Annotated in this window: 1 protein-coding gene; it reads right to left on the reverse strand. The window is 50.9% G+C overall.

All coding sequences use genetic code 11. From position 1 onward, the window contains the following. Positions 1–914 (reverse strand): AAA family ATPase (locus ACTRC3_RS11680; protein ID WP_440323185.1); only part of this gene is annotated, 914 nt, incomplete at both ends.

Genomic DNA, 914 nt, shown 5'->3' on the forward strand with positions numbered 1-914 from the left:
GTAGCCTACATACCCTGGAGGCGCACCGATCAGACGGGTTACGCTAAACTTCTCCTGATATTCACTCATATCAATTCGGGTCATCATCGACTCGTCATTGAACAGATACTCAGCCAGCGCCTTGGCAAGTTCCGTCTTACCTACACCGGTAGTACCGAGGAAGATGAAGCTGGCGATAGGACGCTTAGGATCCTGCAATCCGGCACGGCTGCGGCGAACGGCATCACTTACAGCGGTGATAGCCTCGTCCTGTCCGATGACTCTCTTGTGGAGTTCTTCCTCCAGATGGAGCAGTTTCTCACGCTCGCTCTGCATCATACGGCTTACTGGTATTCCGGTCCAGCGGCTTACAACCTCAGCGATATCATCAGCAGTAACTTCCTCTCTGACCATCGCTGCGCCACCCTGTGTACTCTTCAGCTGCTCCTGAATCTTCTTGATGTCATCCTCGAGCGCCTTCAGTTTAGAATAGCGTATTTCAGCTACGCGTTCGTAATTGCCTTCGCGCTCCATGCGTTCAGCCTCAAACTTCAGGTTTTCTATCTCCTGCTTATCCTGCTGAATCTTGTTGACGAGTGCTTTTTCGCCTTCCCATTTAGCACGGAAGTCATGCTCCTGATCCTTCAATTCTGCAATTTCCTTATCCAACTGCTGAATCTTAGGCTGGTCATTCTCGCGCTTGATGGCCTCACGCTCAATCTCCAACTGCTTCAAGTGGCGGGTAATCTCATCCAGTTCTTCTGGTACAGAGTCACGCTCCATTCTCAGTTTGGCTGCTGCCTCATCCATCAGGTCGATAGCCTTATCTGGGAGGAAACGGTCGGAAATGTAACGCTCAGAGAGTTTTACGGCTGCGATGCAGGCATCATCCTGAATACGTACCTTATGATGGTTCTCGTAGCGCTCCTTGATAC

Source organism: Laedolimicola sp. (genome assembly GCF_051972735.1).
Taxonomy (GTDB): domain Bacteria; phylum Bacillota; class Clostridia; order Lachnospirales; family Lachnospiraceae; genus Laedolimicola; species Laedolimicola intestinihominis.